Annotated in this window: 27 protein-coding genes; 25 read left to right on the forward strand and 2 right to left on the reverse strand. The window is 71.0% G+C overall.

What is annotated here, in order from left to right:
* Position 1: 1 nt before the first annotated feature.
* From APR04_RS08610 to APR04_RS08665, 12 genes are all read left to right on the forward strand, one after another.
* Entirely contained in the window at positions 2-751 is a 750-nt protein-coding gene (locus APR04_RS08610) for a hypothetical protein (protein ID WP_253869316.1), read from the forward strand.
* Between the two features lie 17 nt (positions 752-768).
* A complete protein-coding gene (locus APR04_RS08615) occupies positions 769-1965 on the forward strand; it encodes a M23 family metallopeptidase (protein ID WP_253869317.1) in 1197 nt (398 codons plus the stop codon).
* Complete coding sequence (locus tag APR04_RS08620) at positions 1962-2267, forward strand: DUF6112 family protein (protein WP_253869318.1); 306 nt, start codon at positions 1962-1964, stop codon at positions 2265-2267. The genes APR04_RS08615 and APR04_RS08620 overlap by 4 nt, the downstream gene beginning before the upstream one ends.
* A gap of 158 nt (positions 2268-2425) precedes the next feature.
* Positions 2426-2731 (forward strand): DUF6112 family protein, encoded by a 306-nt coding sequence (locus APR04_RS08625; protein WP_253869701.1) that lies wholly within the window; start codon positions 2426-2428, stop codon positions 2729-2731.
* Complete coding sequence (locus APR04_RS08630) at positions 2731-4212, forward strand: TrbL/VirB6 family protein (protein ID WP_253869319.1); 1482 nt, start codon at positions 2731-2733, stop codon at positions 4210-4212. Before APR04_RS08625 ends, APR04_RS08630 begins: the two co-directional genes overlap by 1 nt.
* On the forward strand, positions 4209-5654 hold the full coding sequence (locus APR04_RS08635; protein WP_253869320.1) for an SCO6880 family protein: 1446 nt from the start codon (positions 4209-4211) through the stop codon (positions 5652-5654). Before APR04_RS08630 ends, APR04_RS08635 begins: the two co-directional genes overlap by 4 nt.
* A gap of 51 nt (positions 5655-5705) precedes the next feature.
* Entirely contained in the window at positions 5706-6185 is a 480-nt protein-coding gene (locus APR04_RS08640; protein ID WP_253869321.1) for a hypothetical protein, read from the forward strand.
* A 61-nt stretch (positions 6186-6246) separates the two neighbouring features.
* A complete protein-coding gene (locus tag APR04_RS08645; RefSeq protein WP_253869322.1) occupies positions 6247-6759 on the forward strand; it encodes a hypothetical protein in 513 nt (170 codons plus the stop codon).
* Positions 6760-6912: 153 nt separating this feature from the next.
* On the forward strand, positions 6913-7815 hold the full coding sequence (locus APR04_RS08650; RefSeq protein WP_253869323.1) for a hypothetical protein: 903 nt from the start codon (positions 6913-6915) through the stop codon (positions 7813-7815).
* Between the two features lie 58 nt (positions 7816-7873).
* Positions 7874-8329, forward strand: coding sequence for a hypothetical protein (locus APR04_RS08655; RefSeq protein ID WP_253869324.1), 456 nt, complete (start codon positions 7874-7876; stop codon positions 8327-8329).
* Positions 8326-8952 carry a hypothetical protein gene (locus APR04_RS08660; RefSeq protein WP_253869325.1) on the forward strand — a complete coding sequence of 209 codons (627 nt, stop codon included), beginning with the start codon at positions 8326-8328 and terminating at the stop codon, positions 8950-8952. Before APR04_RS08655 ends, APR04_RS08660 begins: the two co-directional genes overlap by 4 nt.
* Positions 8949-10433, forward strand: a complete 1485-nt coding sequence (locus APR04_RS08665) for a putative type IV secretion/conjugal transfer ATPase (RefSeq protein ID WP_253869326.1) — start codon at positions 8949-8951, stop codon at positions 10431-10433. The genes APR04_RS08660 and APR04_RS08665 overlap by 4 nt, the downstream gene beginning before the upstream one ends.
* A gap of 243 nt (positions 10434-10676) precedes the next feature.
* On the opposite strand, the gene APR04_RS08670 is transcribed toward APR04_RS08665, so the two are convergent.
* Positions 10677-10889, reverse strand: coding sequence for a hypothetical protein (locus APR04_RS08670; RefSeq protein WP_253869327.1), 213 nt, complete (start codon positions 10887-10889; stop codon positions 10677-10679).
* Between the two features lie 219 nt (positions 10890-11108).
* Between APR04_RS08670 and APR04_RS08675 the strand changes: the two genes are divergently transcribed.
* The 11 genes from APR04_RS08675 to APR04_RS08725 all read left to right on the forward strand — a co-directional run bounded on the left by APR04_RS08675 (position 11109) and on the right by APR04_RS08725 (position 23452).
* Positions 11109-12122 (forward strand): DNA-processing protein DprA, encoded by a 1014-nt coding sequence (locus tag APR04_RS08675; RefSeq protein ID WP_253869328.1) that lies wholly within the window; start codon positions 11109-11111, stop codon positions 12120-12122.
* 55 nt (positions 12123-12177) lie between these two features.
* On the forward strand, positions 12178-12660 hold the full coding sequence (locus tag APR04_RS08680) for a hypothetical protein (RefSeq protein WP_253869329.1): 483 nt from the start codon (positions 12178-12180) through the stop codon (positions 12658-12660).
* Positions 12661-12895: 235 nt separating this feature from the next.
* Entirely contained in the window at positions 12896-13876 is a 981-nt protein-coding gene (locus tag APR04_RS08685; protein WP_253869330.1) for a hypothetical protein, read from the forward strand.
* Positions 13877-14006: 130 nt separating this feature from the next.
* Positions 14007-14186, forward strand: a complete 180-nt coding sequence (locus APR04_RS08690; RefSeq protein ID WP_253869331.1) for a hypothetical protein — start codon at positions 14007-14009, stop codon at positions 14184-14186.
* An 807-nt stretch (positions 14187-14993) separates the two neighbouring features.
* Complete coding sequence (locus APR04_RS08695) at positions 14994-16106, forward strand: ArdC-like ssDNA-binding domain-containing protein (RefSeq protein WP_253869332.1); 1113 nt, start codon at positions 14994-14996, stop codon at positions 16104-16106.
* An 11-nt stretch (positions 16107-16117) separates the two neighbouring features.
* Entirely contained in the window at positions 16118-16846 is a 729-nt protein-coding gene (locus APR04_RS08700) for a hypothetical protein (protein WP_253869333.1), read from the forward strand.
* A 17-nt stretch (positions 16847-16863) separates the two neighbouring features.
* A complete protein-coding gene (locus tag APR04_RS08705) occupies positions 16864-18759 on the forward strand; it encodes a type IV secretory system conjugative DNA transfer family protein (protein WP_253869334.1) in 1896 nt (631 codons plus the stop codon).
* A complete protein-coding gene (locus APR04_RS08710) occupies positions 18759-19745 on the forward strand; it encodes a class I SAM-dependent methyltransferase (protein ID WP_253869335.1) in 987 nt (328 codons plus the stop codon). Before APR04_RS08705 ends, APR04_RS08710 begins: the two co-directional genes overlap by 1 nt.
* A gap of 273 nt (positions 19746-20018) precedes the next feature.
* Positions 20019-21107 carry a hypothetical protein gene (locus APR04_RS08715; RefSeq protein ID WP_253869336.1) on the forward strand — a complete coding sequence of 363 codons (1089 nt, stop codon included), beginning with the start codon at positions 20019-20021 and terminating at the stop codon, positions 21105-21107.
* Between the two features lie 226 nt (positions 21108-21333).
* Entirely contained in the window at positions 21334-22359 is a 1026-nt protein-coding gene (locus tag APR04_RS08720; protein WP_253869337.1) for a hypothetical protein, read from the forward strand.
* Between the two features lie 115 nt (positions 22360-22474).
* Complete coding sequence (locus APR04_RS08725) at positions 22475-23452, forward strand: hypothetical protein (RefSeq protein ID WP_253869338.1); 978 nt, start codon at positions 22475-22477, stop codon at positions 23450-23452.
* Positions 23453-23634: 182 nt separating this feature from the next.
* Here the strand turns inward: APR04_RS08725 and APR04_RS08730 are convergent, their stop codons facing one another.
* Positions 23635-24390: an Atu4866 domain-containing protein gene (locus APR04_RS08730; protein WP_253869339.1), complete on the reverse strand. Its 756-nt coding sequence runs from the start codon at positions 24388-24390 to the stop codon at positions 23635-23637.
* A gap of 436 nt (positions 24391-24826) precedes the next feature.
* Between APR04_RS08730 and APR04_RS08735 the strand changes: the two genes are divergently transcribed.
* Positions 24827-25027: a hypothetical protein gene (locus APR04_RS08735; protein ID WP_253869340.1), complete on the forward strand. Its 201-nt coding sequence runs from the start codon at positions 24827-24829 to the stop codon at positions 25025-25027.
* A 69-nt stretch (positions 25028-25096) separates the two neighbouring features.
* Positions 25097-25798: a DnaE2-dependent mutagenesis accessory factor ImuA' gene (gene imuA' / locus APR04_RS08740; protein WP_253869341.1), complete on the forward strand. Its 702-nt coding sequence runs from the start codon at positions 25097-25099 to the stop codon at positions 25796-25798.
* Positions 25799-25801: the final 3 nt, after the last annotated feature.

A 25801-nucleotide genomic window follows, 5' to 3' on the forward strand; every position in this document is an offset into this window, starting at 1 on the left:
GATGCCCACCACCAACACCTCGAACCAGATGGACCCGGACCTGGTGGGTCCAGGCCCGCGGGGCGCGCTGACGCTTGCGCGGTACTGGGTCGCCCGGCACCGGGTACTGAGCCTGGCCATCGTGCTCCTGGGCGCCATTGCGCTCGTCGCGGCCCTGCGCTTCCTGACGCCGGACCCCGCCGACCACCAGCCGGTAGTGGTGCCCTCGCCGACTGCAGCGCCCTCCGCAGACACGCACCTGGACGTGACAAACGCCCCGACCCTGCCGCCCGATGTACCCCTCGCGCAGGCCTCGAACCCAGACGCGTTCGCCCGGGCCGTGGCCGAGACGGTGTTCACCTGGGACACCAGCAGCACCACCCTGCCCGACGTGACCGAGCAGTTCCTGGTGGTAGCGGACCCGACCGGTGAGGAGACGCCGGGGCTGCTGGTCGATCTGCGGACCTACCTGCCCAACGACCAGGCCTGGACGCACCTGGTCCAGTACCGCACGCGGCAGTGGATCGAGATCACCGGCGTCGTCGAGCCCGTTGCATGGGACCGCGCGGTCGCCCAGGCCCCTGAAGGCGCCCTCACGGCGGGGACGACGGCGCGGACCGTGACCGGGGTGCGGCACCGGGCAGGTCTCTGGGAGGACGAACCGGCGTCAGCGAGTTCGCCGGTGCAGTTCACGGTGTTCCTGGTGTGCTCACCGAGCGACGACCAGTGTCATGTGCTGCGGCTGTCCACGCCCGGCCTGGCCCTGCACTGAGAGGCCCGGTGTCCCTGATGCGGATCCTGATGATCGCCGTCGTCCTGGTGGTGCTGTTCGGTCCGGCCACCGCCCTGACCACCTACGCACTCCTGGCCCCCGCCTACACTGCCGGGTGCGTGCCCGGTGGGGTAGGCGTCGGGCCGGTCGGTGCGGTGCCGGCAGAGCTGACTGCGACCACCACCGATGGGGCTCTGGTGGTCCTGGACCGGACCCAGCTTCGCCACGCTGCCACCATCATCACCACCGGCTCCCGTACGCAGGGCGTCGGGCGCGACGGGGTCCTGGTCGCGCTCATGGCGGCGCTGACCGAGTCGCACCTGCGGATGCTGGCCAACCCCGGCGCCTACCCCGACTCGACCACCCACCCGCACGACGGCGTCGGCCGCGACCACGACTCGCTCGGGCTGTTCCAGATGCGCCCGGCGGCCGGGTGGGGAACCGTCGCCCAGCTCATGGACCCGACCTATCAAGCCCGAGCGTTCTTCGGTGGCTCCACCGGGCCCAACAACGGTTCGCCCCGTGGTCTGCTCGACATCCCTGACTGGCAGCAGCTGCCCAAGGGCGCCGCGGCGCAGGCGGTCGAGGTCTCCGCGTACCCCGACCGGTACGCCCAGTACGAACCCGTCGCCCAGGCCATCCTCGACAAGCTCACGTCCACGCCCGGCACGACAGTTCCTGGCAGGGACAGCAGGCCGGTCACGACGTCACGCGTGGTGTTCCCGCTGCCAGCCGGAACTTGGACCCGCTTCTCGGGCTTCGGCCCGCGCGACCTCGAAGGTACTGGGATCTATCGGCTACACGCCGGGGTCGACTATGCCGCGCCGGCCGGCACCCCGGTCCTCGCGCTGGCCGACGGCGTGGTCACCTCGATCGAGACCAGCCCGACCGGCGGCAACATGATCGTCCTGGACCACACTATCGCCGGCCCCGACGGTGCCCGGCGTGTGGGCTCGGCGTACCTGCACCTGCTCGACGGCTCCACCACCGTAGCCGAAGGCGACACCGTCACGGCCGGGGCTCAGATCGCGCAGGTTGGATCGACCGGGCGCTCGACCGGCCCGCACCTTCACCTGGAAGTCAGGCCCGGCGGCCCGGACGCTGCTGCCGTCGACCCCGAGCCGTGGCTGGCGGCGCACTCTCCCGGCATGCTGGACGGCCAGGACGTCCTGCCCGCCGCCGGCAGCGCGTGCTCGACGGAGGCAACACCATGACCCCCAGCACAGCCTTCGCCACCGGCACAGGCCTGGCCACCGGGGTGGGACCGGACTTCGGTGCGGTGACCGGCAGCGGCCTGTACCCAATCATCGGCGCGCTCCTGACGATCACCCTGGTCACGGCCGTAGCGATGCTCGTGGTCTGCGCCGCGATCTGGGCCGTCGCGTCCGCCGTCGGGAGCTGGCAGGTCACCAGCAAGTCCCGCACCGGAGTACTCCTGGCCGCGGCTGGCTCCGTGCTGAGCGGTGGGGCCCTGACCTGGATCAACTGGCTCATCGACCTCGGCAACACCCTCTAGATCCGGCCGCATGCCCGCGGGCTCGCCGCTGGTGGGGGCGGCGCACCTTCCCAGCGAAGACATCACCGCGCCGAGGGAGAACCGCCATGCTGCCCATCCTCCAGACCATCACCCAGCCGGCGTGGACGGCCGCCGCTCACGTTGCCCAACGTGCCACCATGGTCGCTACCGGGCTAGTCACCGCGCGCGCCGGTGAGATCAGCATCACTCCGAACGACGACGGTCTGCCTGGCATCGCCCAGCTGAAGGAGATCGTCGGCGCGATCATGAGCATCGGCCTGATCCTGGCCGTGGTCGCTCTGATCATCGCGGCGATCGTGTGGGCGTTCGGTGCCAACTCCTCCAACCCGAGCCTCGCAGGGCGGGGGAAGACGGGGATCCTGGTTGCCGCCGTGGCCGGCGTCGTGTGCGGAGCCTCCGTCGCTCTAGTCAACTTCGGGTGGAACCTGGGCCAGGAGATCTGATGGACGTCTGCTCCCTGCCCGTCGTCGCGCAGATCTGCGCCGGGTCCGGTGACGTCGCCGCCGGTGCGGCGGCGTCCCCGATCCAGGGCCTCGCCGACATGGTCGGCGGGATGGCCACCTGGGTACTGAAGGGCATGTGGGCCCTGATGGTGACCACCACCATGATCGACGTCACCAGCGCTCACTACCGTCGCGTCTACGCCCTGGTGTTCGGGATCGCGGTCGCCGTGATGCTGATCTTCTTCCTGCTGCAGGTCATCACCGGCATGACCCGCCGCGACCCCGGAGCGCTCGGTCGGGGCGTGCTCGGGCTCGGCAAGTCCGTCCTGGGCAGCTTCCTCGTGGTCACGTTGACCGCGGCGCTGCTGGAAGTCACCGACCAGCTCTGCCTCGGACTCGTGCAGGCCGCCGGGACCACCATGGAACAGGTCGGGCACCGCCTGATCGTCATGGTCACCGGGATCGCGATCTCCACCACCGTGATCGGCGTCGGCCCGCTGCTCGCGTTGTTCCTGGCCGGGATGGCGTTCTCCGCTGCGTTCTCGGTCTGGATCGCCCTGCTGGTGCGCTCCGCTCTGGTCCTGGTCGCGATCGCCCTCGGGCCGCTCGCGCTGGCCGGCGCGACGTGGGACGCCACCCGCGGGTGGGTGACCAAGTGGGCCACCTTCGTCGTCGCGCTGATCCTGTCGAAGCTGGTCATGGTCGTGATCTTCCTGGTCGCGACCGAGCAGATGTCCGCACCCATCGAGGCCGACATCGCGTCGGTGGCCGAACCTCTGACCGGGATCGTGCTCCTCATGGTCGGGGCCTTCGCGCCGTACCTGACGTATAAGTTCATCAACTTCATCGGGCTCGATCTCTGGGCGACGATGACTACCGAGTCCGACGCCAAGGAGTCCCTCAACCGGCCCATGCCGTACCTGCCCGGCGGGTGGCCTCGTCCCAACCTTCCCAAGGTCGTGGACTCCGACGGCACTCAGGACAGCACCAACGATTCGGGCGACGGCGCGAGTTCTGGGGGCGGTGGATCGAGCACCTCCAGCACGGTGACCACCTCGGGTAGCCCGAGCGTTGGTGGCGCCCCGGTGGGCGGCACGAGCTTCGGTGGCGCACCGGCGAAGGTTGGTGCCGCGAGCAGCACAGGAACCGGCACCGGCACGGCAGCGGCTGGGCCAGGTGCTGCGGGAGTCGGTACCGCGGGCGGGGGTGCGGTGGCCGGTGCGGCGGCACCAGCCCTTGCCGGGGCGGCCCTGGCCAAGGGCGCTTTCGACGCCGGTCACCACACCGGCCAAACCATCGGCGGCGACGCCACCCAGGCCGGCGGCGGCGCGACCCAGCCCAGCACGACCCAGGACGCCCAGGGTGCCCAGGACGGTGCGGGTGCGCGTCCGGCGAACTCGCCTAGCGCCGAACCGGGCGCGCCGTCGACGGCGGCGCACGAGCAGCCCGGGATCCTGTTCCGCGACGGAGACCAGTCATGAGCGCCCCGAGCACCGGACGCCTCGGCGCGGTGAAGTTCTCCCGCCTGTCCAAGCGTGCGCTGATCCTGGGCCTGACCGCGCCCCAGCTGGTCACCATCGGCCTCGGTGCCCTGCCGCTGGTGATCGCGCTGTACTCGGGCTCCGGGGCCCTCTACGCGATCCCGGTCCTGATCCTGACCGCGGCAGCCGCGCTCGTCCCGCTGGGCGGGCGGCACGTCATCGACTGGGTCCCGATCGCCGCCTCGTGGGCCTGGCGCACGACAACCGGCCAGCTCCACTACCGCGCCCGCCTCATCCGACCGGTCCGGCCGCGGCCGGCCGGGACCCTGGCCCTGCCCGGCGACACCGCCGCGCTACGCCAGTACACCGACCCGATCACCGGTGCCGTCCTCGTGCACGACCCGCACGCCAACATTCTGACCGCCCTCCTGTCGGTGACCCACCCGGCGTTCGTGCTTCTGGACCCGGGCGAGCAGCAACGGCGGGTGTCCGCGTGGGGCCGGGTGCTGGCGACCGTGTCCCGGTCGGGGCACATCGCTGCCCTGCAGGTCACCGAACGCACCCTGCCCGGCTCCGGCGCCTCCCTCGTGGACTGGTGGCGAGCGCACGGGATCGACGACGGGTCCTTCGCGAGCCGGACCTATGCCGACCTGATCGATCGGGCCGGGCCCGCCGGGGAGCAGCACGCCACCACCATCGCGCTGTCCCTGGACATGAATGCCGCCGCACGGGCCGTCCGCGCGGCTGGTGGTGGGCTGCGCGGCGCCGCGGCGGTGCTGCGGCAGGAGGTCGAGACACTGAGGATCGCGTTGCGCGCCGCTGACCTCATCCCGGGCGACCCGTACGACGCAGGTCGGCTCGCGGTGCACCTGCGCACCGCGTACGACCCCGCGATCGGTCCCGCGCTGGAGCGCCACCCGACGCTCGGGCGGGAGCTGGCCGCCGCCGGGCCGATCGCGGTCACCGAGACCTGGGGGAACCTGCGCGCCGACGGCGCCCACCACTGTGTGCTGTGGATCTCCCAGTGGCCGCAGTCGCAGACCTACCCGGGGTTCCTCGCCCCGCTGCTGCTGTCCTCCGGCATACAGCGCACCGTTTCATTGACGTACCGGCCGGTGCGCGCCGACGTCGCCCTGCGCGAGCTGCGGCGCCGCCGGACCGGGCACCTCTCGGACGCCACCCAACGCGCGCGCATGGGGCAGACCACCGACGCCACCGACCGGGCCGAGCTATCCGACGTCCTGCAGCAAGAGGCCGACCTCGCCGCCGGGCACAGCCTCCTGACCACCAGCGGACTGATCACCATCAGCGCCCCCGACGCCGAGCACCTCGAGCACGACGTCGCCGCCGTCGAGCAAGCCGCGATCCAGGCCTCCGTGGAGACACGCCGGTTGTGGGGGCAGCAGGCCCAGGCGTTCGCGCGCTCGATCCTGCCCACCTGAGCCGGTCCCGTCCTCCTGCTGGCAGTCCCCGGCGAGTCGTCAACGAGCTCGGTGACCGTCGTCGGCGGCGGCACGGGCGCGGCGGTGCACCTGCTGGGCATGAACGCATCCCGCACACCACAGCTCAACACCGGGTCTGTCAGCTGCCAGGCCGGCCCGTTCTACCTGTCCCTGCAGCACGTTGGCGATGACCAGGACGCGGACGGCAACATCCTCCACCAGTACCAGTACCTCGTGACGAACGAGCGGTCCACCGGGCAGCGGTACGAAGCGGCCGACCTGCACAACCGGGGCGTCGTCGATCCCGACGCCGCCCTGTGCTACCTGATCGGGCACCTCTACGCCATCGGCAGGACCGTCCAGAACTATACGCCAGACCCGGACGACGACTCGATGGACCACCTCCCCCCATGGCTCCAGCAGGCGGCCGCGGCGCACGTCGACGACCTTCACCTGCGCTGGCAGACGCACGAAGAGTTGCTCACCGGACCGACCGATCTCACGTTCGACTTCGACGACCCCGAGACCTGACCGAGCGCTGGATAACACCCGCGACCCACCGAACCGACCCTGCACGCGAGATGGAGCGACGATGAAGATCTCCCCGCCCTCACCCACGATCCCTGACGCGGACCCCGTCGAGACCGCGGCAGCCGTCGCGACAACGATGCGACGCCTCGTCGCCGAGACCAGCCAGCTGACCGACCTGGACCAGGCACCCCAGATCACCAAGGAGCTCCTGGACGTGCTCCGTCAGGTCGCGGAGGTCAGCACTCGCCTGTCCCACCTGACGTTCGAGCACCCCACGCCCGCACCACCGGCCGACAGCAACCCTGACGTGTTTCGTGACCGGTCGGTCAAGCCACGAGCGGTCGACGGCTTCAACGACACCACTCACCGGATCTACCTCGCCTGCCAGTCCCTGGGCACCGCGAAGAACGCGATAATCCGCCTGCTCGACCAGTCATCCGCCGACATCACCGTGGCAGCGGCAGACGGCGTCTCGATCCCTGCGAGCAGCAGACCGGGTCTGCCTGACAGTGCGGGCCCGTTCCACACGGGCCACTCACACCCATCAGAGCCCGCGCACACGCCCGCGCTGTAGCTCCTGCACGATGAACGCAGAATCGCGCGGCGCCACGGCAGCCGGATAGCACGGGAACCAGATCGGCCCTGCGGAGCGACAGCCCCGCAGGGCCGACGTCTGCGCGAGCTCCCAGCACGACGCATGGCCGAACGCGGATCACACCTAGCGGGCATGGACAACGACACCTCCCCCAGCACACGATCGATGGTCACGCGGCAGGCCGGTTCGCTGAGCCTGGCCGTGTGGCACGACGGCAGCGAACCCGACGAGCTCGGTGGGTACCGCCAGCGCTACGCGTATCGGATCGCCAGCACCGCGGGACCCGGGATCCCGCCGGTCGACGGGCGGGACATCCATTCCGGTGTCGGCGACGACATCGACACCACCAGATCGATGGGAACCCTGGTCAACCTCCTGTCCGCTGCGGGCGAGGCGTACCGGTACGACATGGACCACCCGGGCGGCTCGGAGAACCTGGACCTCTTCCCCGACTGGGTGCCCGAGGCCGCCTACCTGAACTCCGACGAGCTGACGATGCTCGCCATGGAGCTCGAAGGGCCCGCGGCGACGCCCGACACGGCGGACCAGACCGCCGTGTCCGAGACACCGGCCCTCGCCGGGGACGGGCCGGCGTGGCCGCCGGGCCGGTACTACACGGTGGTGTTCCTCCAGGACGAGGAGGGTCACGCTGTCGTGGATCTGCTCGAGGAGAAGGGCGCCGACGCCGTCTTCGAGCACCTGTCCCAGTGGGACTTCGGGTCCAGGACCCTGGATGCGGCGTTGTTCAACACGGAGGTCTACTCCGAGGTGCCGGTGTACCAGGGCACCCGCGTGGCCGAGAACGGCCCGTACGTCATGACGTACAACCCCGGCCTGGGTGATGTGCACCTGCTGCGCGAGTTCCCCGCCGACATAGAGTGCCCGGCCTGGTGGCCCGACCGGTACACCGGCATCACCGACCCCGCCGGCAGCGCCCGGCCCGCGACGCCCACTGAGCCGGCTCCAGTCTCGAGACGACCCGACCTGCCTGCGCGTCCGGAGCCACCCCGGTTCGACGACGGGATGGCGCTGTGACGGTGCCGGGCGTGCACCTGGCTGGCGTCCCGGTTCGCCGACGCCCCTGGAGCCTGACATGTCGACCCAGACCAACCCGCAGTACGACGCCGAAGACGCAGCCGAGGCGCTGCGCCGCCTGATCGCCTCAGCTCCCAGCGTCACCGACCCGTCCGAGATGCACTGGCTGATGAGCGACATGGCCCTGTCGCTCATGCGCCTGCAGCACATCGCGATCCAGGTCGCCGTCGCGCACCAGGGTCAGACCCACCTAGCGCACAGCGAGACCGGTGACGCCGCCGGTGGCCGGATCCAGTCGCTCACTGTCTCCTCGCACCTACGCCGAGCCGCGGACCTGCTGGGCTGGGCACGCACCCGCCTGGACCTGGCCATGACGTGCTCGGATGCCATCGCCTGGTACGACTCGGCCTCGCCCACGACGAATACCGACGACGTGACCGTCCCAGGCACCGACGACGTCCCGTTGCAGCAAGAGCCCAGCGCTCGGATGACCGACGGGGATCCGCGGTCATGACCACCGACCAAGACCCGGCCGGGGCGCCCACCCGGCCTCAGCACTCCCCCGGCTCGACATCCACGCCGCAGCCGCCATCGCGCGCGGCCTCACCGAGGCTGAGCATGCCCGAGGTGGTCGCACGGGCCGCGCTGACCGGAGTGCACAACATGGCTTTCGTCGCCGACGTCGTGACCGAGGCCGGACCGCTGCCGGATCTGACCGTCCATGCACAGGCGATCACGGTGACGCTCAGCGACATCACGCAGGCCCTGGCGGACGTCAGCCGCCGCTACCAGCATCAGGACGGCGGGAACAAACCCGACCAGCCCGAGCGGGCCAGGCTAGCCCGCGTGGCGGGGCGGGATGCAGCCCGGGCGCTCACCGCAGCAGTTGAGCACCTTGACGACGTCAATGCAGCGCTGACTGATGCGCTGCAGGCGACGACGCGCATGCGTGACCTCGCAGGTGACCCGCTCTCCTCCCAACATCCCGCACCGTCCGCGCAGTCAACCGAGCAATACCGGGGGAGCACCACGGCCGAACTAGACCCGCGCCGTCCCGGGCCCGAACACCACTCGGAGCCACGTTCCGTGGCGGGACCGGGCACGCAGACGTCGACCGAGCTGGAGGTCGGCTTGTGAGCCGCGAGCAGCGGGTGCACACCGCCACCCTGACGACCGGCCACGAACCGGGAAGCGTGCGCCGCGCGCGGCGCCGCGCGGCCGCGACCGTCCTGGCCCGGGCACGACAGGACGGCCTGCAAGCTGCCCAAGAGCGCCTGGCCGCCGACCGTGCCGAGTCCCGCGACCTGCAGTTCCTGCCGCGCAGCGGCGACCACGGCCCTGCCGCGCTGCGCACACCGATCCGGTTCCGCGTCCCGAAGCACCAGGACACCTCCGCGATCTGGGGCGCGGCCTACCCGTTCCTCGCCGAGGGCGGGCTCGGGGCCGACGGCGTGTTCGTCGGCCGAGACCTGCACTCAGGCAGCAGCTTCGTGTACGACCCATGGGTGCTGTACCAGCGGGGACTGGTCACCGCACCCAACATGGTCGTCGCCGGGATCGTCGGGGCCGGCAAGAGCGCCCTAGCCAAGGCCCTCTACACACGGTCCCTGGCGTTCGGGCGGCGGGTGTACATCGCGTGCGACCCCAAGGGCGAGCACACCCCGATCGCCGAAGCCGTGGGCGGCAAGGCGATCGCCCTGGGGCCCGGGATGCCGGCCCGGCTCAACCCGCTCGACGAGGGCCACCGCCCCTCAGGGACGGACGACGCCACCTGGCACGCCCAGGTCACCGCACGACGTCGCACCCTGGTCGGCGCCCTGACCGAGACCATGCTCGACCGGCCCCTGCACCCCGTGGAGCACACCGCGCTCGACGTCGCCCTGGACACCACCGTCCGCACCAGCGACGTCCCGATCCTGCCCCGCGTCGTGCACCACCTCCTTGCCCCCGAACGCGCCGACGACGTCGACGGGCGACTGGCCGAGGACGGGCGACACGTCGCGCACGCGCTGCGGCGCCTGGTACGCGGTGACCTCGCGGGCCTGTTCGACGGGCCGTCCACCGTCCGTTTCGATCCATCGCTGCCGATGCTGTCCCTGGACCTGTCTCGAGTAGCCGAGAACAACAACGCGCTGAGCGTGCTGATGACCTGTGCGTCCGCATGGCTCGAGGCCGCGCTTGCTGACCCCGACGGCGGGCAGCGCTGGGTCATCTACGACGAAGCCTGGCGCCTGATGGCCCACCCGGCGCTGCTGCGCCGGATGGACGCGCACTGGCGCCTGGCCCGGCACTACGGCATCGCGAACATGCTGGTCTTCCACCGCATGTCCGACCTGGACAACGTCGGCGACGCCGGCTCCGCGCAACGCTCCCTGGCCGCCTCGCTCCTGGCTAACGCGGAGACCCGGGTCATCTACCGGCAGGAAGCCGACCAGCTCGGGGCCACCGCCCAGACCCTCGGGCTGACCGGTACCGAGACCACGCTCCTGCCCACCCTCGGCCTCGGCCAAGGCCTGTGGCGTATCCGCAACAGGTCGTTCCTGGTCCAGGCCCAGCTCCACCCGGACGAGGCACGGCTCTTCGAGACCGGCACCCGAGCCAGCGGAGAAACGCAGTGACGGTTCGTTCTCACGTGGTAGCAGGCCCGGAGGGTTGGTTTTTGCAGCCCAGCAGGCCTCGCCCTTTGGATGGAATTCACCCGCTGCCTGTCAGCGCAAGCCGAGGAACGCGCAGATCACGTCGAGCTCGTGCAGGCAACGTGCGCTACCTGTCCCGCTCACCTCGCCAGTGTCCGATCAGGTAGCCGCCGGTAAAGGCGAGCAAGCCGAGGGCTGCGACTGCCAGTGCAAGCATCGGACCTGTCATGGCTGTCCATATTCCTGGGCTGCTCGCTCCAGCGCGTCCAGCGCATTGGCCGAAGCATCGTGCTCCTGCAGAACCAGACGCAGGTCGTCAACTGAGCGTGCGCCCGGGCGGTCCGCTTGTACGTCGCGGGCGAGATCACCTATCGGGTCCCTGCGGTGCATCTGCTCTTTCAACCACTGCCTGAACGTCTGAGGCTTCTGCTCACTCATGAGCTGATCCTCTCCTGTTTGGTCCAGGCGCACTGCTCGGACGGCGCGTGGCGAGCCGGATGGAGACAGAACCGCGCGGGCAAGGACGCGAGCTCGGATCGCACCGCGAGCCGCCTCCACCGCTAGCCGCCCGCGCTCCCCGCTGAGCCTCTGCTGACCGCGTGGTGGTGCGGGTGCACCTGGTTCCTACAGGCGGCACCACACCCAGGGAGGCATAGCATGGACGAGATCGTGGAGAGGGCCGTCGATGAGCGCACGGCGCGGATCATCCTGACGCTCGGCTGCGAGCCGGGCGACGAGCTCGCCGCCCGGCTGGTCGCCGAACAGGGCGCGCTCAGCACGGTGCACCAGATCGCCGGCTCGGGCGGCTTCAACGAGCGCATTGCTCAGTGGGGTGAGGGCGTCGCCCAACGTCTAGACCTGGCCGGTGTCAACGATGTCCAGTCGCAGACGCGGGATCTCGGGCTCGGCACCCTGATCCCGTCGGACCCCGGCTGGCCCGCCCTGGCCGGGGACGTCACGGCGCATCCTCTGGTCCTGTGGACACTCGGGAACCCCTCGGTGCTGGTCGACCGGCAGCCGCGGGTCGCCGTGGTCGGACACCGGGTGCCGACCGACTACGGCCAGCGAGTCACTCGCGATCTGGCGGCCGATCTCGCGATGCGCGGCATCACGGTCGTCACCGCGGGCGGTCAGGGCATCGACACTGCCGCCGCCATGGGGACCGCGGCTGGTGAGGGACGGTGCGTCGCGGTACTGCCCGGCGGGCTGGACCGCCCCTACCCCAGCAGCAACGCGGGTCTGTTCCACTGGATCACGACCGACGGCGGGGTACTGGTCAGCGCTGCCCCTCCGGGTCAGCAGGCCAGTCTCGACCGGCTTCAGCTGCGCAACCGGCTCGTTGCCGCGCTGTCTGATGCCGTCGTCGTGACCGAGTCAGGGCACCGCTCCCCCGCCCTGAAGATCGCAGCAGCGGCGCTACGTCTGGGTGTCCCCGTTGGCGCGGTTCCCGGGGAGATCACCAGCCCGGGCAGCGGCGGGACCAACGAACTGCTGCGCCAGCACACGGCACGGATGATCACCCACGGCACTGATGTCATGAACCTGATCACCGCCCCACGCCCGGCCACACCAGCGGCCGTAGCGGGAGGCCGCTCCTCCCGGCACGACCCGTCGACGCCCCGGTCACCAAAGCCAGGCCCGCCCATCCCACCGGCCATGATCCCGCTCTGACCTGCGACCAAGGACGAACCCGAACGACCGGCACGCCGAGACCCTGGAGCAGGTGATGAACGACCACGACAAGCCGCCCGAGCTGTGGGACCTGCCGGTGGTGCGGGCGTTGGACGCGATCGAGTTCTTGCCCGGCCTGGAACCCGATCATGTCGAGTTCGACGAGTTCCGATTCCACGGCGAGGGATGGAGCGGCCCGATGCACGCGGCCGTGATCCACGCTTACCAGCCCGTGACCAGCGTCCCCTACACCGTGCGGTTCGCGGTCCAGGGCGCCACCTACACCGTGCGAGGACGCGGCCAGCATCCGCTGACGGCCAGCGGTGTGGCCGATCTGCTCCACGTCCCGCTGGCCAGTGCCGACCGAGCTGTCACCCTGCTCGGGCGGGCGCTGACGGAGTCACTGCGGATCTACAACCAGGCCAACACCCCCGCACAGAACGGCGCCGGACGCCCCACCCCGACGGCCGCGGCCTCGCAGCCCTGGCCGTTCTCCCCCCGAGCGGGCACCGACCTGGCGCCCGGCCCCCACCTGTGATCACCAGTACCCACACCGCAGCCACCAGCCACCGGCACTCGCCGTGCACCTGAAGCGCATGAACGACCCGCCCACCTCCCCTGGCGGCTCTGGCCGACAGCCCACGAACAGGGCCGCCAGTCCCCCCGACCGGCCGCCCTCCGCCTCAGCCCTGCGCCAAGCCCGCCCGGTAGGACGGGCGCACCTGTCCGCGCAGACGACCCCAGCCGGGGTCCTTGGACCAGGAGGATCAGTCATGGCGACCGAAGAAGAGCTGGACCACGCCGATACAGCAGTAGCAGAACGGCACATCACGCTTGACGCCGATGCCGGGTATGCCCTGTTGGCACAGAGGATCTGGACCGCTCTGCGCGGCCTCGGCGTGGAGCGCGGGCGGATGTCCGCGTTCGGCGACCACGCCGCCACCCTCGCCGGCGCTCCCGACCCCGACACCCGCACCAACTACCAGGAGTGGGTAGCCGACATCCCGCCGGCCAGCCGCGCCGCCCACCCGGCATGGCCGCACGATGGCCTGTCACTGCGTGCCCGATCCGAGACCGAACCCGTGGTGCACGACCTTGTGTTCGCGTCCCTTCCGTACAGCGACCTGCACTTCCGCAGCCAGTACGGCCGGGACCGGTCCCTCGAAATACACCAGAAGTTCCTCACTAACGCCGTCGCGAGCACGTTCCCCGGCGGGATTCTCGCCGCCGTCACCACCCACCGTGTCCTGGACAACCCCGACCCGGCCGTCCGCGAGCTGCTCCTGGACAACGCCGACCTCCTGGGCGCTGTCCGTCTGCCCGCTACCGCGCTGCGGCCGCAGCTGTCCGACGACGATGCCGCGCCCATCGACCTGCTGCTCCTGCGCCGCCGCATCCCCGGCGACGCGGTCCACTCCGCGTTCTTCCTCGACGTCGCGCCCGTCGCCGTCCCCGGCCGCGTGGCGTTCGTGAACGAGTACTTCTCGATGTTCTACCCCGAGCACGTGGCCGGGACCACCGGCGTCATCGCCGATCCCGATAAGCCCAGCGGACTGCGCTACACCGTCGGCGACGGCGACGTTGCCCTCGACGTGGCCCTGGACCACACGCTGTCCAACATCGTCGCCAAAGCTCGCGCCAGGAACCTGACAGCTGTCTCCGCCACGTGGTCACCGATCGAGACACGGCTCGCACGCGAGGCACGCCGTCCCATCCGACGCAGCAACGAACCAGGACACGACCTGGGCCTATGACCGTGGCCCTGCTCGTGACGGAAACCTCGACGTGGCTGACCATCTCGAGGCTTCTGAGCGGAGCCGGCTTGTGGTTCGGCGCGCTGAAGACCACGACTACCAGGACTGGCGACGGGTGACGTGATGTGTCATGAGCAGCTCCAATTCCGGCGCCGCTGGCGGTGCGATCTACGGGCTCGGCATCCTCGGAGCTCTGGTGTACTTCTGGCAGCAGGCCGACGGGTTCTGGGAACACGCGTGGTCCGTCGTCCAGGGCCTCTTCTGGCCGGCCTTCATGGTGTACGAAGGGTTCAAGGCGCTCGGCGCGTAGACCGCCAGTCGCGTAGAACGCGCAGCGCGCAAGCGTGCACGGTCAGGCGGTCGAGCCCTTCTTCGAGCAGGTAGATCGCAGCACCTCAAGGAGTACCAGCCGAGCGTTCCGCCACGGACCTGACGACGGCCTGCGCCATGTGGTCACCGACCGAGACACACACGACCCGCGAATCCCGCCGGGCGACCGGACGCAACGACGCAACGGCCTCCTGCCAGGGACTGTGACCGTGGGCTGGCCAGGGCGACGACGCTCTCGGCTGCGAACAACGCGATGCTCCGCCCCCAACCGTGTCGCAGCCCGAGGCCGGGGCGGCCTCGGCGACTTCCCGACCACGGCGCCACACCCCCGTCAGCCGCACGCGGCGATGTTCCGCGGTGCCGGCCTCGACGATCTCACCACCATCGTGATTCCCGTCCCGGTCGAACCTGCCCGCGCCGCAGTCAGCCGGGCTTTGCACAACCCGATCGCCGTCCCCGGGAACCACAGAGCAGCAGGAGTCTCCCCGGGACCGTGTAAGACGCGTCCGCACCCTCATCGCACGGGCACGGGCACGGGCACGGACGGGGTAGCACCACAAGCACGCCGAGCCCTGGCTTCGGCGTGCCCACCAAGTACCCGGCCTCACCGTCCGGACGACACCGCTCCTCGGCCGCCTCACGCCACGAAGTGTTGGCCGGCCCCGTCTCCAGTCGGCGACCGGCCCCGCACCGCCTACACGCGTCTCCTTCGCGCCGGGACCCGCGCAGTGCCCTGCCACGGGGCCCGGATCTCACCTGCCTCCCAGACATCCCGTGGGAGGCACCGATGGGCAAGGACACCCGCACACCCGAGCAGAAGCGCGCCGACCAGAAGGCGCAGCTGGAATCGATGCATGTCCAGCTGACCGAGGCCGTAGAAGGCCTGGTCACCGGGCAGGACTGGCGCAAGGCCGTGGAGTTCGCCGCGAGGTTCAGGAAGCGGTCGTTCAACAACGTCCTGCTGATCCGCTCCCAGCACTTGCAGGCCTACCAGGAAGGCCGGGTTCCCGGGCCCGAGCCGACGTACGTGGCCGGGTTCACGCAGTGGAAGCAGCTGGGCCGGTCGCCGCAGAAGGGCGCGTACAAGATCTATGCCCCGGTCACGAGCCGGTTCGCGTCGGCGACACCGCGGGACCCGGACTCGTGGCGCAAGCTCGCAACGGGAGAGAAGGCCCGGCCAGGCGAGTCGGTCACCACCAAGAAGACCGGGAACAGGATCGCCTCGGTCTGGGATGTCAGCCAGACCACCGGCGACCCACTACCGGAGCGGCCCCGGCCACAGCTGCTGCACGGGCAGGCACCGGACGGCCTGTGGGACGGTCTGGCCAGGATCGTCGAGCAGGAGGGCTACCGCCTGCTGGACGCTCCGGACGCCGCCTCGATCGGCGGCGCCGACGGTGCGACGGACCTGCGGGCCAAGACCGTACAGGTGCGCCTGGACCTGGACGAGATGGACCGGTGCGCCACGCTCGCGCACGAGCTGGGGCATCTTGTGCTGCTGCCCAAGGACGGTGCAGACGCGGTCGGGCACGTCGGGATCGGTGAGGTCGAGGCCGAGTCGTTCTCGCTGATGGTCGCTGCCGCGCACGGCGTGGACACCACCAAGTACTCCGTGCCGTACGTGTCCGGGTGGGCCAGCACGGTGCCCGGGTCCACCCCGGCCGAGGTCATGCGGGCCACCGGCGAGCGGGTGCGGCAGGCTGCCCGGTCGGTCCTGGACCGGCTGGAGACCGTGCAGGTCCCCGACGGTGACCCGCCCGGCCTGGATCGTGAGGCGCTCCGTGCTTCGAGCCGTGCGGCGACGTCGCGGCGAACAGCGACGCGCTCGGGCCGCGACCGGTCCACACCGCAGGCCGGAGCCAGGCCGAGCACGCCCCCGGCCCAGGAGCTGGGACTGTGAGGCCCCGGCCCGTGCCGGTCACACTGCCGCGCACCCACGTCGTGGTCGATCAGGACGGGCACCTGGCCGTCACAGTCGACGGTCAGCCTTGGCAGCCCCCAGCCCCGACCGACGGTTCCGCTCGCGCCCACACGGGCGGGCTGTCTCTGGGGCGTAGCGACCTCGAGTGGGCTCAGGAGCAGATCGCCGAGGAGCTGGACACGCCGGTGGTGGTCCACCTGGTCGACGGCGGGCAGGCCTACGAGCCCTACTTCGTCGTCCCCGACAGCTACCGACCCCTCGAGCCGAACAGCCTGAGTGGCACCGCCGTCGGCGAGGCAGGGCCTGTCGCGGAGTCTGGGCTCGGGAGCATTCCTGGCGGCAGGGGTGGATTCACGCCGGGCGAGCCGGTGGCGCTCGTGCAGGTCGTGGGCCGCGCCGTCGCCGACGAGCACGGCGCGGTGCGCTTCCGCCTGCCTGCCGCGCTGGGCGATCGGACACGTTCCCTGCTGATCCAGGGACAGGTCTCCGGCACGACCCTCCCCTACGACGACCTGCCCCAGCCGTCCGGACACGCCGTTCCCTCCGGCGCCGCACCCGCACCAGGCAGCAGCGGAGTGCCCGACCTCGCACGCCCGTCCCCCCAATCCGGTGACCACGACGTGCGCCGTGAGCCTGTCCGACGACCCGCTCCAGCACCGGCCGCGCGTCCCACGCCCACGGCTCCAGATGTTCCGGATACCGGGCTGGGGGCGTTGTGAGAGCGCCAGCGCGAGCGATGGGTGACGACCTGACCGATCTCGCCCTGATCGGCCTGGGTGCCCTGCTCGGCCTGTCCACCGTGCTGCGGGCAGCGGGCAGCCTCGCGGCCTGGATCACCCGGGCGAGCTCGCCGACCGGGGGCGCGCTGGCGGGGCTGGGTGCACTGGCCGACCCAGCCGACCCCGGCGCCGCGCTCGGCTGCCCCGACCTGCACCCAGTCGCCTATTGGACCACCACCGCCTTGCTCGTGGGTGTCCTGGCTGTGGTGGCGTGGCTGACGGCCCGGGCGGTGGCCGGGATGAACCACCGGCAGGCCCGCACCCCGCACCACACCCCCGGGACCGCGACGGCGCGCGACGTCGCCCACGCCGCCTCCGCCCGCACCCTGCTCAAGCGGTCGAAGACCCTGCGCCCGTCCCTGCGCAAGCCGACCGCACCGCAGGTCGGATACCAGCTCGGGGCCGCGCACGGGCACGGCGTATGGGCCTCGGTCGAGGACTCCCTGCTCGTCCTGGGCCCACCCCGCTCCGGCAAGGGACTGCACCTGGTCGTCAACGCGATCCTCGACGCCCCCGGGCCCGTGGTGACCACCTCGACCCGCCCCGACGCCCTGACCGTCACGATCAAGCAGCGCGAGCGGGTAGGGCCGGTGGCGGTGTTCGACCCGCAGCACCTGGCCAAGGGACTGCCGGCCGGTCTGCGGTGGTCGATCGTGCGCGGCTGCGAGGACCCGCTCACCGCGATGATCCGCGCCACCGGCCTCGCCTCCGCGACCGGCCTGGGTGGGGGCGGGACGGAGAACGGCGGGTTCTGGGAAGGGATGACCCGATCCGCGCTGCAAGCCATGCTGCACGCCGCCGCCCTCGACGGGAGGACAGCGCGGGACCTGTTTGCCTGGTCCAACTCGCCGTCCGCGGCGGAGGACGCCGCGGCGATCCTGGCGTCACACCCGGGAGCGGCGCCGGGATGGGGGCAGTCGCTGGAGTCGATCATCCAGGCCGACCCCCGCACCCGGGACTCCGCGTGGATGGGTGTGAAGCAGGCCCTGTCCTGCCTGGCCGACCCCCGCGTTCTGGACACCGTCTCCCCCGCCGCGGAGGAGTCGTTCGACCCCGAAGCGTTCCTGCGGGACAACGGGACCCTGTACCTGCTGGCAACCGGCTCTGGATCGGTCACCTCCGGACCGCTGGTCGCCGCGTTCATCGAAGACCTGGTCGAGACCGCCCGCCACCTCGCCGCCGCCTCCCCCGGTGCCCGCCTTGACCCACCACTCCTGCTGGCACTGGACGAGATCGGCAACCTCGCACCCCTACCGTCACTACCGACCCTGATGGCAGAAGGCGGCGGCACCGGGCTGACCACGATGCCGGTATTGCAGTCGTTGTCCCAGGCCCGGGACAAGTGGGGCGAGAACGCGGCGAACGCGATCTGGGACGCCGCGATCGTCAAGGTCCTCCTGGGCGGGTCATCCTCACCCAAAGACCTGGCGGACTTCTCCACGTTGATCGGTGAGCGGGACGAGTTCACCGACACCCATACCCGCGGTGACCAAGGCTCCCGATCGGTGCAGCGGTCGGTACGCCGGGTGGCGATCATGCCGCCCCAGGCCATTCGCATGCTCCCGTTCGGGATCAGTCTGATCCTGCTGCGCGCCGCACCACCGATCATCGCCGACCTACGCACCTGGACCGCCCGCCCGGACGCCACCCAGCTCGCGACGGACCGCACGGAGGTCGAGACCCTCCTGCAGACCACCGCCCGCCGGGCTCGGCGCGGTTCTGCCGAGGCCGATCAGAGCTCCCTGTCCGACGGCGAACTCACCGTCCAGCGCCCGGCCTCCCCGCAGGACGTGGCGGCGTCCGGCACACCGCAGTTCGCCCTGGACCAGCCTGAGGGGAAGGAGCACTCGTGATGGACGACGACACGATCGGATCGGCGCGGGACCGGGCCGACGCCGCCGCGGTGGACGACCACAACCGGACCGATGCCTCCGAGGCCCATGCCATGGTGGCCTTCCGGATCTGGCGGGCCCTGCGCGCTCTGGGCGCAGTCCACGGACGGATGCTCGTCACCGGCGTCGATGCTCACGAGCTCGCCCGGCTGCCACGGGAGCGCGTCCAAGCATGGAACTCCGACGGGCTCGGGATCTTGGTGGCCGACATCCCGCCGGAAGGAATCGGTCCGATCGACGACGACGGCCCAGTAGAGGCGTCTCTGGTCGAGGGGGTGGGCAGCGTCTACGACGTCGTGATCCACAACGCGCACCTGGCCGACGTCGCGTTCCACGATCCCGGACTGCGCGAGCACCTGCTGCAGTCCCACAACCTGAACCTGCTGGCAGGCCTCGCCCGCACCATCCCTGGCGGGTTTCTGGCCGCGCTGATGCCCCGAGACGTCCTGGACGACCCCCGGCCCGTGGTGCGTGAAGCGATCACCGCCCTGGGTGACGTGCTGGGTGCCGTCCGGCTCCCGGACGGCGCGCTGCGCAACATCGCCGGCTGCGACAACGGCACCGACCTGATCCTGGTCCGACGCCGCCTGGACGACGAGACACCCACCAACCAGGACGCGTTCGTCCACGTCGTCCATCTGCCTGACGTCGGTGACAGTCACGACCACGAACACCTCAACAAGCACTTCGTCGAGAATCCCCAGCGGGTCCTCGGCACCTTCGAGGCCTGTCACATGCCCTGGGGGCCGCCGCGCCTCTCGGTTCGGCCCAGCGGCCGGTCTCTGCGCAACGAGCTGCAGGACGCCCTGGACCAGATAGTGCGTTCCGCACGAGCCCAGGGCCTGCTCGCCGGTCCCGGGCCCCGCACGACGGTCGACCGAGAACCACCGCGACGCCCCCAGCGACCCGAGCGTCCTCGCGTCGAAGAGCCCGGGATCGACCTGTAACCCGCGTGCGACACGCGTTACCTGCTCGATCTGCACCACCGCACCAGGCCCGGACCCCGCGGGTTTCGTGGCCACGTGGACAGCGTTCGCCGGATCGGCCAAGCCGCCCACACCGTCCCGGCGCACTGTGCGTGAACCGCGGCCGGTGGTCGTACAGGCCAGTCCGCGTCATCGCCGCGGCCCCCTTCGACCTGAGTGACGCGCTCACCACGGGCTGCTCGACGCGGGGCGTGCACCTACCTACCGCAGCTACCCGCGGAAGGAGCCCCCCTGGTGACCAGCGCCGCATTCCCTGACGACAGGTCGTTCCCGATGAACCATCCGGCGATCGAGGCCGACATGTGGGCCATGCACGACCACCGGCACACCAGCGCGACCACGGCGCACAGCCTGGTGGCCGAGCACCTCTGGACCGCGCTCCGTGCCCTGGGCGTGACCGGCGGGCGGATGCTGCTGCGCGGGACAGACCCCGAGGCCCTGGCCGGGATGCCAGGAGCCCTACGAACCGCTCGGCCGGGCCAGGGAGACCAGCTGCAGGCCAGCATCCCCCACCCCGGGCGGCCACACCCCGGCCTGGAGCTGACCGTGTTCGTTCCCGACTACAAGCCCGGGCAGTTCGACGTCGTGATCCTCAACGCGTCGTACGCGGACGTCGTCCACCACGACGGCGATCTGCGTCACAGCAGGTGGCAGGAGCACAACCAGGCCGTGCTCAGCTCCCTGTCCTACACCGCCCCCGCCGGGCTGGTCGCCGCGCTGGTCAGCGCTGACGTGCTGGACGCCGCCGATCCCGGGCCTCGACGGGCGATGGCCCACCTCGCGGACCTGCTCGGTGCCGCACGCCTGCCCGCCGGGACGCTGCGGAGCGTGGCCGGATGCGACAGCCCGGTCGACCTCCTGCTGCTGCGCCGCCGCCCCGACGGCCAGCCCCAGGGCGGGGCACGCTTCGAGGCCAGCCTCCAGTTCCTGTTCGATTCGGTGCCGGTCCGCCAGAACGAGTACTTCCACGACCGGCCCGCCGACATGCTCGGCCGCCCGGTCATCAAGCCCATGCCCTGGGGCCCTGCGCGCCTGACGGTACGGCCCGACGTGGTCCCGCTGGCCCAGGACCTGCGCACCACGCTCGCCCAGGTCGTGCGCAACGCCATCGACTGGGGCCTGACCGCCCGCAGGACCATGACCAGCACTCCGGGCGACGAGCCAGACGCTGCAACACAGCCTGAACCTCGAAGAAGACAGCCCGGCGGTGCATCAGGCGGCCCGCCGGCGGGCCTGTCAGGCGGTAGCCGGGGCCGCCCGCCCGCCAGGCCGCCATCTCCACGGGAGGCGACCGGGCCTGACCATCCGGGCCCGCTGCTGTGAACCACGAGGACCCCCGCCGACCATTCACTTCGGCTTCGTCTCGACCACGGTCGCAGCCCAGGCCCCGGAACCGCCGAGCTGGCCAGAACACACAAGCAGGGATCAGAGCAGGAGGGGCCATCATGACCAGGAGCTATCCGTTGGCGACGGACCAGTACCGGATCGTCGCTCCCAACCAGTGCGCCAGACGCGCCCGCGCCCGGTCCACCACCGACGGTGGTGCGCGATGAGCGGCTGGCTGGAACGGCACGAGGAGCAGCTGGTCATGGACGACCAGCTCGCGATCATCGCTCACCTGGACGCCGACGCCAGTTCCGGCCACCGGTTCCTGGCGCAGCAGATCTGGCACACCGCCCAGGCCCTGGGGATACCACCGGGCGGGCACGTGCTGGCCACCGGACTGGACGCCGCGGTCCTGGTCGGCACCACCGCGCCGGCCGGACACGGGCGGGCCACGAGCATGTGGGACGCACCGCTCCCGTGGCGGGCGATGACTCCGCCGAGGTGGCCCTACCCCGCTTTCACCGTCGACCCAGCGCCCGAACCCGCCGGAGCCCGGGACCGTGGTCTCTTCGCCGTGCAGCTCGTCTCCCAGGTCGGTCTGGACGTTCGGGCGCGCAGCATGACCGCATGGAACTACCAGCAGCGCCGGTTCCACGAGCATCTGGCCAGTGCGTTGGCTGGTGCGGCACCGGGCGGGCTCGTGGTCGCACTGGCCAACCACACGATCCTGGACACGCCGCGCCGTGACCCGTGGGAGCAGGCCGGTCAGGTCGCCGACTTCCTCGGTGCGGCACGCCTGCCCTCTCACGCGCTGCGCACCGACGCCCGCTGCGACGCCCCGGTCGACCTGTTGATCTTCCGCCGGCATACGCACCACGCCGTCGCCTGCGCCCCCGGCCATGACGCAGGGCTGGTGGTGCCGGGCACGGTCTTGATGCAGGGCGGCAATCTGCCGGTCAGCGGCTACTACCGGCATCACCGAGGTCACGTGCTCGGTCTGCCGATGGTCCGGACCGACCGGTGGGACATGGACCACCTCACCGTCCTGGACACCGCCCAGACCTGGCGGACCCGACTTCCCCAGGTACTGGACCAGATCACCCGCGCCCATACGCCAGTGACCCAGCCGCGCACGGCAGCAGGCATCGACGCCCAGGCCACGCCACGGGCTGCCTCCCGTCCGACGCTGCGGCCTGGCGTCGAGGCCGACCGATCACCACAGGCCTCGGACTCCGTGCCGCACCTGTGAGCCCACCACCGCTCCGAGACCGGCAGACCGAACTGCCCCTTCACCGACCCATCCCTTGAGGAACGTGCTGGTCGAGGCCACGACGTCAAGACCGTCTAGCGACAGGAACAGCCCGATGAAGCCCACGACTTCCACCCACACCCCGACAGCAGCCGAGCTGCGCCGCGCCATGGGCGCGGGCGACCCGGCCGCCCTCGCCGATGCCTGGCAAGTGGGCCGGCACCTGTGGCCGGTGCTGCGCGCACTGGGCTACGACAGCGGGTACCTGGGCGGGCGGGGAGCCAACAGCGACGCCCTGGCCGGCAGGGCACCCCACCTGCGACGCGCCGGCGCACCTCCCGGGTACCTCGCGTTCGTCGCAGTAATCCCTCAGGTGTCCGGGCACGACCGGATCCGACTGCATCACCAGGGCGCTGACCTTCCTCGGCTCCCCGAGCACCGCGGCCAGCTCGGCGTCGTGCTGCAAGATGTCCCGTTCAGACAGTCGCGCTCCACCCCGCACAAGGCGCAGGCCCTCGCCGACTACGGGACCAAGGTCCTCACCGAGGGGGTCATCCTGTCGGCCCGGGGTGGTATCAGCGTCTCCCTCGTGCATCCCCAGGTCCTGGACAGTCCTGATCCCCGCGGACGCAAGGCCCTCGCCCGCCACGCTGACCTGGTCGGCGCCCTGCGGCTGCCACCACGCCCCTCACCCGATGGGCCGGGCATGCCGTTCGACGTCGTCCTGCTGCGCCGCCGCCCCACCGGGGCACGCGGCACCGGCCACCCGTTCACCGACGTCTCGACGATCCAGCTCGGCGAACGTCACGCAACGATCAACGAGTACTTCGCCACCCACCCCGAACATGTTCTCAGCCGGGTCCTGCCCGGACCTGACAGCTCGACCCGGCTGGTCCCGGTCACCGACCGAACCCGCCTGGGTCAGCGAATGCAGGAGGCGTTCATGCGGATCGGGGGCGCCGCTACCCAGCGAGGACTGACCGCCCCCGGATTCCTGCGACCGCCGACACCTGACCATCCTCAGACCTCGGACACGCCACGGCCCATCGACCAGGGCGTGCGTCCGGGCGCGAGCGACGACCTGCACCTCTGACCGCCTGCCGCTAGGACCAGCGGTGTGGCTCAGCGCGGATATCGGCACGTTCCCGAAGTGCGCGTCAGCCAGTTGAGCCGGGCTGGCCGCACGTCGCGCGGCGGAACAGCACGAGCAAGGGCCGGCGTCCTCGACGCCGACCCTTGCTCATCTCTGCGGGAAGTGGCCCTCGCCCGGTGCGCTCAGCGGTGCAGTACGTAGCCGCCGTGGTGGAGCGTTCCGTCGATGAAGTCGCCGTAGGCCCAGAACCCGAGGTCGTCGAGGTACTCGATGCGGTCGCCGGTGATCCAGAACCGCCCCTGGAACGCGTGCTCGCGCCCGTCACGGGTCTCGTCGTAGCGGCCGTCGACGGTCAACATCTGGTGCAGGAACCCAGTCTCGTCGATCCACGTGCCCAGGTACGGGCTGTCCGTCGCCCCGCCCTCCGCGGGGCCCTGCTCCTGCGGCGCCTCGATGACACGGGTGAAGCCCCACCGGGCCACCTCGCCGTCGACCACCAGAGCGAGGACCGCCTCGGGGCGACGCAGCAGCGTGTCCCGCGCAGTCTCGAGGTCGGGGGCGTCCTCGGGGCGCAGCACCGCGAACGTCGCCGCGGCGCCCGCCGCGAGCGTGCCCCGGTTCGCGGTCCTGAGCTTGCGGGCGCCGAGGATGCCGGGGACGTCGATGACGGCGGGGACGATCACGAGGCCGCCGCAGTGGAGCACGACCATCCCGTCGTCGTCGGTGGCGGTGACCAGCCCGGTCCCGACGCCGACCACGGTGCCGGCGGCGACGCCGATCCCGAGCAGGAGGTCACCGTTCTCGATCGTCCCGACGAGAGGGTCCGCGGTGTGGATCGTCGCGCCGGCGAAGAGCGGCGGGCTGCCCGCCGCCACGGCCGTGGTGAACTGCTCGAGCGCGGCGGCGTCGAACCCGGGGTGGATGTGCGTGCTGTTCATGCCCGTCTCCTGTCAGTCGTTCACTGCTGCCCGCCGGTCCTTCTTCCCGACACACCATTAGATTGCTCCGTCTAGATTGCTCCGTCGCGAACGGGGCAACCAGGTCGCGGTCTACCTGGGGGCGACACACCCTGGTTAATCGCGTCGAGTAGCCAGCTGGTCAGCAACACCAAGCCCTGCACGGAGTCGGGTCAGCACGGGCATCACGGCACGCGTCCGCAGTCCGCAGTCCGCAGTCCGCAGTCAACGACCGTGCCCCGCTGCTGCCCGAGGTCGAGGAGGCCCAGGCCGCCTAGCAACAGCGCTAAGAGGTGGTGATCTCGTCGTGGCCGGCTCTCTGCGCCAGGGATCACCACCCTTTCTGGCGTTACCGCCCCCACTGTGTCAGCGGCAGGCTGCATCATGGAGCTGAGCGAGACCACCAGGAAGGCACCCGATGAGAGTCACGGCCACGATCAACACCCGTGCCGCCGCACGCGGCGAAGAGAAGTCCCAGGCCCGCGAGCTGGAAGTCGAGGCGGCGAGCTACGAGGAGGCCCGCGACGAGTTGTTCGGACAGATCCCTGACGGCTGGATGATCGTCGGCGGCATCGGTGTGCCTGACCGGGCCGACACCTACCGGCCTCGCCGGCACTGACCCTCAGGGCCACGGCTCCCGGCCGGTGCCAGGCACAAACCACTAGTGTGCGCGCATACAATGGAACGTATGTTCGATTCCGTGTCGGCTCCGACGGCATTGGAGCGTGCTCGTGCTGCGCTCCAGTCGGTGGAGCGCCGCGTCGGGATCGAGCACCGTGACCAGGTCGTCGCGCTCGCTGCGCCGGGGCCTGCGCCGGGGCCTGCGCCGCTGACCGAGTTGCTGCCTGGCGGTGACCTGCCCTCGGGTGTCGCTGTCACGGTCCAGGCTTCGGCGAGCCTGATGTGCTGGCTCCTTGGCGCCACACAGCGTGATCGTTGGGTGGCTTTGGTTGGCTGGCCCGAGCTCAGCCCTGTAGCACTGGTCGAGGCCGGTGTCGACCTGGAGCGCGTCGTGGTCGTGCCAGACGTCGGCGGCCGCGGCGCCGCGGTCCTCGCCGCGCTGCTGGACGGCGTGGAGATCGTCGTCGCGGGCCCACGTGTCGCGCTGACGGCGAGCGAACGGCGCCGGCTCCTGGCTCGGGCCCGGCAGCGCGACGTCACGCTGGTGTCGCCGTCGGTGTGGGAGGGGGCAGCACTGGTGCTCGACGTCGGGCAGGCCCAGTGGAGCGGTCCCGACCGCGGGGACCACTGGCTGCGCGAGTCCCGCCTGTCGGTGGTCCGCCATTCGCGCGCCGACGGCGCTGGCACTCACTTCGAGGTCGCCCGGCAAGGCACCACCGCACCGACCGCGCTCGCCACGCGAGCCGCGGCCCGCCGCCGGGCGGGGTGAGCG

This window comes from Promicromonospora umidemergens, from assembly GCF_024171995.1.
In the GTDB taxonomy this organism is placed as follows: domain Bacteria; phylum Actinomycetota; class Actinomycetes; order Actinomycetales; family Cellulomonadaceae; genus Promicromonospora; species Promicromonospora umidemergens.

Coding starts and splice junctions, on each gene's coding strand:
- APR04_RS08610 (WP_253869316.1), top strand. CDS start 2: ATGCCCACCACCAACACCTCGAACCAGATGGACCCGGACCTGGTGGGT.
- APR04_RS08615 (WP_253869317.1), top strand. CDS start 769: ATGCGGATCCTGATGATCGCCGTCGTCCTGGTGGTGCTGTTCGGTCCG.
- APR04_RS08620 (WP_253869318.1), top strand. CDS start 1,962: ATGACCCCCAGCACAGCCTTCGCCACCGGCACAGGCCTGGCCACCGGG.
- APR04_RS08625 (WP_253869701.1), top strand. CDS start 2,426: ATGGTCGCTACCGGGCTAGTCACCGCGCGCGCCGGTGAGATCAGCATC.
- APR04_RS08630 (WP_253869319.1), top strand. CDS start 2,731: ATGGACGTCTGCTCCCTGCCCGTCGTCGCGCAGATCTGCGCCGGGTCC.
- APR04_RS08635 (WP_253869320.1), top strand. CDS start 4,209: ATGAGCGCCCCGAGCACCGGACGCCTCGGCGCGGTGAAGTTCTCCCGC.
- APR04_RS08645 (WP_253869322.1), top strand. CDS start 6,247: ATGAAGATCTCCCCGCCCTCACCCACGATCCCTGACGCGGACCCCGTC.
- APR04_RS08650 (WP_253869323.1), top strand. CDS start 6,913: ATGGACAACGACACCTCCCCCAGCACACGATCGATGGTCACGCGGCAG.
- APR04_RS08655 (WP_253869324.1), top strand. CDS start 7,874: ATGTCGACCCAGACCAACCCGCAGTACGACGCCGAAGACGCAGCCGAG.
- APR04_RS08660 (WP_253869325.1), top strand. CDS start 8,326: ATGACCACCGACCAAGACCCGGCCGGGGCGCCCACCCGGCCTCAGCAC.
- APR04_RS08670 (WP_253869327.1), bottom strand. CDS start 10,889: ATGAGTGAGCAGAAGCCTCAGACGTTCAGGCAGTGGTTGAAAGAGCAG.
- APR04_RS08675 (WP_253869328.1), top strand. CDS start 11,109: ATGGACGAGATCGTGGAGAGGGCCGTCGATGAGCGCACGGCGCGGATC.
- APR04_RS08680 (WP_253869329.1), top strand. CDS start 12,178: ATGAACGACCACGACAAGCCGCCCGAGCTGTGGGACCTGCCGGTGGTG.
- APR04_RS08685 (WP_253869330.1), top strand. CDS start 12,896: ATGGCGACCGAAGAAGAGCTGGACCACGCCGATACAGCAGTAGCAGAA.
- APR04_RS08690 (WP_253869331.1), top strand. CDS start 14,007: ATGAGCAGCTCCAATTCCGGCGCCGCTGGCGGTGCGATCTACGGGCTC.
- APR04_RS08695 (WP_253869332.1), top strand. CDS start 14,994: ATGGGCAAGGACACCCGCACACCCGAGCAGAAGCGCGCCGACCAGAAG.
- APR04_RS08705 (WP_253869334.1), top strand. CDS start 16,864: ATGGGTGACGACCTGACCGATCTCGCCCTGATCGGCCTGGGTGCCCTG.
- APR04_RS08710 (WP_253869335.1), top strand. CDS start 18,759: ATGGACGACGACACGATCGGATCGGCGCGGGACCGGGCCGACGCCGCC.
- APR04_RS08720 (WP_253869337.1), top strand. CDS start 21,334: ATGAGCGGCTGGCTGGAACGGCACGAGGAGCAGCTGGTCATGGACGAC.
- APR04_RS08725 (WP_253869338.1), top strand. CDS start 22,475: ATGAAGCCCACGACTTCCACCCACACCCCGACAGCAGCCGAGCTGCGC.
- APR04_RS08730 (WP_253869339.1), bottom strand. CDS start 24,390: ATGAACAGCACGCACATCCACCCCGGGTTCGACGCCGCCGCGCTCGAG.
- APR04_RS08735 (WP_253869340.1), top strand. CDS start 24,827: ATGAGAGTCACGGCCACGATCAACACCCGTGCCGCCGCACGCGGCGAA.
- imuA' (WP_253869341.1), top strand. CDS start 25,097: ATGTTCGATTCCGTGTCGGCTCCGACGGCATTGGAGCGTGCTCGTGCT.